4 protein-coding genes are annotated in these 5045 nt (G+C 27.4%); 3 read left to right on the top strand and 1 reads right to left on the bottom strand.

Going from position 1 to position 5045, the window contains the following annotated elements; genetic code table 11:
* Positions 1 to 141: 141 nt before the first annotated feature.
* The 3 genes from VN21_RS05500 to VN21_RS05490 all read left to right on the top strand — a co-directional run bounded on the left by VN21_RS05500 (position 142) and on the right by VN21_RS05490 (position 3622).
* Positions 142 to 1650 (top strand): Na+/H+ antiporter NhaC family protein, encoded by a 1509-nt coding sequence (locus VN21_RS05500; protein WP_046822422.1) that lies wholly within the window; start codon positions 142 to 144, stop codon positions 1648 to 1650.
* Positions 1651 to 1777: 127 nt separating this feature from the next.
* Positions 1778 to 2425 (top strand): Dph6-related ATP pyrophosphatase, encoded by a 648-nt coding sequence (locus VN21_RS05495; RefSeq protein ID WP_046822421.1) that lies wholly within the window; start codon positions 1778 to 1780, stop codon positions 2423 to 2425.
* Positions 2426 to 2620: 195 nt separating this feature from the next.
* Complete coding sequence (locus VN21_RS05490; RefSeq protein ID WP_046822420.1) at positions 2621 to 3622, top strand: SpoIVB peptidase S55 domain-containing protein; 1002 nt, start codon at positions 2621 to 2623, stop codon at positions 3620 to 3622.
* Between the two features lie 7 nt (positions 3623 to 3629).
* Here the strand turns inward: VN21_RS05490 and VN21_RS18625 are convergent.
* The coding region (locus VN21_RS18625; protein ID WP_207641523.1) for a CehA/McbA family metallohydrolase at positions 3630 to 5045 on the bottom strand (1416 nt) is incomplete at its 5' end.

Below are 5045 nucleotides of genomic sequence, written 5' to 3'. Positions count from 1 at the left end.
AATATTATCTTAAAATTATAATTAAATGACTTATGCACCATATACCACATATTAGTGCATAAGTCTATAAATTAATTGATATTATGAGACATAGTATAAAAGACTATCAAAGTTATACAATATATCAAGGAGGCTTACCTTATGAGGTTTTGGGTTGGATTATATAGATTTTTTGTTGGACTATTTAAGTTTTCACCAGTATTTATACTGGCAGGTTTAATGATTTCGGGGATGAACTGCTTAATAGCAGCTCCAATAGCAACTATATATGCATTTATAGTTGCGTCATTAACAGAGAAGTGTAAGTTTAATGATTTAGTTGATTGTGCAGTGGACAATGTAAAACATTTAAATTTAGTTTTTTTTATACTAATGCTTGCATATGCAATGGCTGAAGCATTTATGTCAACGGGAGTAGGGGCATCCTTGGTAAATATAGCACTTTCTCTAGGTGTAACAGGAAGGACAGTAGCAGTTGTTGCATTTTTAGTTACAGCAATTCTTTCGGTAGCTACTGGAACATCATGGGGAACATTTGCAGCATGTGCTCCAATATTCTTATGGTTAAATCACATGGTTGGGGGAAATATTCTATTAACTACAGCATCTATTGCTGGGGGTGCTTGTTTTGGAGACAATATTGGGCTTATTTCAGATACAACTGTAGTAAGTTCAGGAATACAAGATGTTGAGGTCGTAGATCGAATTAAGTCTCAAGGTCCTTGGTCTATAATTTGTTTAGGAATAACAGTTATTGTTATATTTGCATTAAGTACGTATATGGAATTACCTACTCAAGCTACAAATGCTACAGCTGCTATAAATCAGATCCCGCATCAAGTTATGGTTGATTTAGAAGCTGAAAGACCATCAGCAGTAGAGTTATTAAATCAAGTAAAATCAGGAGTTCCATATTACATGGCAATACCATTGATACTAGTTTTGGCAGTAGCGATAAAAGGACTACCTACACTAGCTTGCTTATCTATTGGTATATTATCATCATTTATATTAGGAACTTTTGCAGGTACTGTTGAATCTTTAAAAGCTTTTTTAGATTTAATGATGTCAGGATTTGCGGATGCAGGTTCATGGGTTATAGTTATGATGATGTGGGTTGGAGCATTTGGTGGAATAATGAGTAAGATGAAAGCCTTTGAGCCTCTGTCAATATTAGTATTAAAAATATCTAGGAATGTAAGGCAATTAATGCTTATGAACGGGTTACTATGCTTCGTAGGAAATGCTGCGCTTGCAGATGAGATGGCTCAAATTGTTACAGTAGGGCCTATAATTAAAGAATTAGTTGAAGAAAATGTAGAAGGAAGTGCAGAGGATTTATACCAATTACGTTTAAGAAATGCAACATTTTCAAGTTCTTTGGGCGTATTTGGGTCTCAATTAATACCATGGCATGTATATATAGGATTTTATTTAGGGATATTAACAGCTGTGTATCCACTTCACAATTTCGTACCATTTGATATTATAAAGTATAATATTATGGCATATGTCACAATTGGGTCAATACTGATATTAACCGTAACAGGGTTTGATAAATTTATACCAAAGTTTGGATTGCCAAGTGAGCCAAAAGTCAAACTAAAGAAAGAAGAGAAAAGTCAAGAAGTAAATAACATAGTTTTATAAGGTTTATATGATTGAATTCAACTAAATAAATAGAACATGATTAGATTGACATAAACATAAATATTTGGGAAATCAACTATATGTGATAAAATAAATGTAAAGAATACATATTAGGAGAGATATAGTAATGAAAAAAAATTTTGTTATGTCATTTAGCGGAGGAAAAGATAGTACACTGGCATTATATCGAATGATAAAAAAAGGTTATGAGCCAGTAGCTCTTTTAACAACTGTAAAAAAAGATGCTGATAAATCATGGACACATGGAATAAATAGAAAATTGTTAAAACAAGTAAGCGAAAGTTTATCAATTCCATTATTAGAGGTTGAATGTGATGTTTGTGAGTATGAAAAAGAGTTTGAAAAGAGCTTAATAAAAGCAAAGGAACTTGGTGCAAGTATTTGTGTATTTGGGGATATTGATATTGAAGAGCATAAATATTGGGACACTGAAAGGTGTAAAAATGCTGGAATTGAAGCTAGTTTTCCATTATGGCAAGAAGATAGAGAAGCATTAGTTTATGAATTTATAGAAAGTGGATTTACAACTATAATAAAAACTATAAATTTAGACTATTTAAATGAAGATTTATTAGGTAAAAAACTTACAAAAAATGTTGTTGATGAAATTAAAAATTCTGGAGCAGACGCTTGCGGTGAAAATGGAGAATATCATACATTTGTAATAGATGGACCTTTATTTAAAGAAAAAATATCTTTTGAAAATAAGGGTGTTGTAATTGAAAGAAATTATGGCCATTTAAATATTTTATAGAAAAAGCTATCTTAAAAAAGATGGCTTTTTTGTGCTACAAATCAAAAAATATACATATTAATGTGCATAAATTAAAAATTGAAGAGGTAAATATAGCTATGGGAATTATGTAAAATAGTAACCATTATATTAACTTAAATTAAAGCAAATAATAATAAAAATAAATACTAAACTAATTTAAGAAGGTGACACTAAATGCAATCATCTAAAGGAATTAAGTTTTTTATTTTTTTAATAATAAATATGCTAATAGTATTATTGCCAAATGATGTTTATTCAATGCAAAAAAATCAAAAAATACCGCAAGAAGTTATAATAGGGGGAGAATTATTGCATATGGAATTAAATACTGAAAAAGTAATGATATTTGGAGTAGAAGAAAACTTATATATTAAAAATTATGATTTAATAGACTGTATAAGTGGAGATGCAGTAAAAAGGATATTTAATCAAAATGAAAAAAATGTATTATCTAAGCAAGATATAATAAGTATTATTATATCTATGAAAGAAGATGAAAAAATAAATTTGAGTTTAATAAGAAAAAATAAAAAAATAAATGTAAGTGTTGATAAAAAACAACTTAAACCAGAATATTTAGTAGATAAAATTCCATATACAGCAACTTTAACTTATATAAACCCACAAAATTTAAATTTTGGAGCAGTAGGTCACGATATTAAATTTGAGGGAGATCAAAAATTAATTACAAATAAAGGCGAAATATATAAGTCAAATTTATCTCGTATAAAAAAATCATCTAAAAAGTATGTAGGAAATATAAGTGGAAATAAAAGTAAAAATTTATTAGGAATAATTACAAATATTGGAAGTCATAGTGTCAAAGGTAATATAAACTCACTACAAAATAGCAAAGAGAAAAAAATATGTAAAATTGCAAGTGAAAATGAAGTTAAATTAGGACAAGCTTTTGTAGTTATGAAACACAATGAAAGTGAAGAGAAGCATTATAAAATAAATATTACAAAAATTAATAAAATGGATAAACAAATAGAGAGTTTTGATTTTAAAGTAGAAGATGAACAATTAATTAAAAAATATGGAGGAATAACACAAGGAATGAGTGGATCTCCAATTATTCAAAATGATAAGTTAATAGGATCATTATCATATGTAATGACTAAGGATACTTTAAATGGGAATGGAGTTTATATAAAAACAATGATGAAAGATTAATCTTTCATCATTGTTCTTTTTTAAATTCAATCCAAATAGGAGCTGTAACCGATATTTTATCATTATTTTGATAGATTTTTACATAATAATAAGAATCTTTTAAAGTAGAAAGCTTTAATTCAAGTTTAGCTAAGTTGGAGCTAAAATTTTTATATGCAACTATTTTTCCATCGTTAGAAATCACTTCAATTCTTTTAATTTTGTCTTTAAGATCATTATCAATTACACTTATATTAAAATATAAATTTGATGTATTTTTTATAGTAGAACCCATCACTTGATCATTTATACTATAGTCTATTTTTATATTCTTATCTTGAGTAGCATATACTCTCATGTTTTTTAAAGAATCATAAAAAGAATTTTCGTTCAGTCCTGTACATAAAACAACTGTTCTAAATTCATTTGCCACTCCCCAATCAGTTCTATGATTATCTTGATTAGATGTAGGAGCTAGATGCCAACCTAAATCTAAAGCTTTTTGATATTCCTCAAAAGCTATTCTGTTTTTAATTATATCACTTTTATATCCATTACAAACTTCAATTAAAGAAATTACACTATCTGCATCTTTATTGTATTTAAAGTTATTAAATCTTCCAAATGTATCACAAGGATGATTAAACTGAGCAATTAAATCATCATGTTTAGAAATTTCTTTGTAAAAATCTTCTAAATTAGAGTAAAGAGAATCATTTGTAGATACAAAGCCATTAGTATTAAACACATTTATATGACCTATAGGATCTTTATTATTTTTAAAAGGATAAGTCATTTCAAAACCTTTAAGAGCTAAAAATTTATCATTAGAAGTATAATCATTTGATACATTAATTAAACTTGTCCATTTAGAACTTAAACTTCCATCATCTAAAGTAACTTCTGTATCTTTATCTAACATATTTGAATGATCTGTTATTGCAAAAAAATCTAGTTTAGCTTTGAATTTAGAAGTATAGTAAGCATCTTCAAAACTACCATGGCCATCACTATTTGATGTATGAGCATGGATTAGACCATAATAATGGTTATAATTTGGAGACCCAACATTAAAATACCATTCAGCCTTAGATTTATTTTTATTTATATCACTGACATGAACTTCTATTATTTGAGTACCTCTTTTAAATTTATTTTTAGGTTTATAAGAAATTGAATTATCTTCGATTTTGCAATACTTAGTAACATCTTTATAATTAACAAAGAACTTAATACTTTTTAAATCTATATTATTTTCATCTTGAAAAGTAGCTCGTATAGTAGGTTTAGAAATAATGTATTGCTGTGCATTAATAGGAGAAACGATATCTATTTTAGGAGCTGTAGTATCTTTTAGGTTTAAAGAATATACATTTAAAGTTGAAAAAATAAATATAAAAAATAATATGCATATATATTTAAGTTGTGCCATAATAATCAGTCC

Source organism: Paraclostridium benzoelyticum, from assembly GCF_001006285.1.
Classification (GTDB): domain Bacteria; phylum Bacillota; class Clostridia; order Peptostreptococcales; family Peptostreptococcaceae; genus Paraclostridium; species Paraclostridium benzoelyticum.
Note: the sequence above shows the minus strand (reverse complement) of the source record. Positions and strands in the feature narration are given on the sequence as shown.

Excerpts from the sequence above, each read along its gene's own strand:
- VN21_RS05500 (WP_046822422.1), top strand. The coding sequence starts at position 142 with ATGAGGTTTTGGGTTGGATTATATAGATTTTTTGTTGGACTATTTAAG.
- VN21_RS05495 (WP_046822421.1), top strand. The coding sequence starts at position 1,778 with ATGAAAAAAAATTTTGTTATGTCATTTAGCGGAGGAAAAGATAGTACA.
- VN21_RS05490 (WP_046822420.1), top strand. The coding sequence starts at position 2,621 with ATGCAATCATCTAAAGGAATTAAGTTTTTTATTTTTTTAATAATAAAT.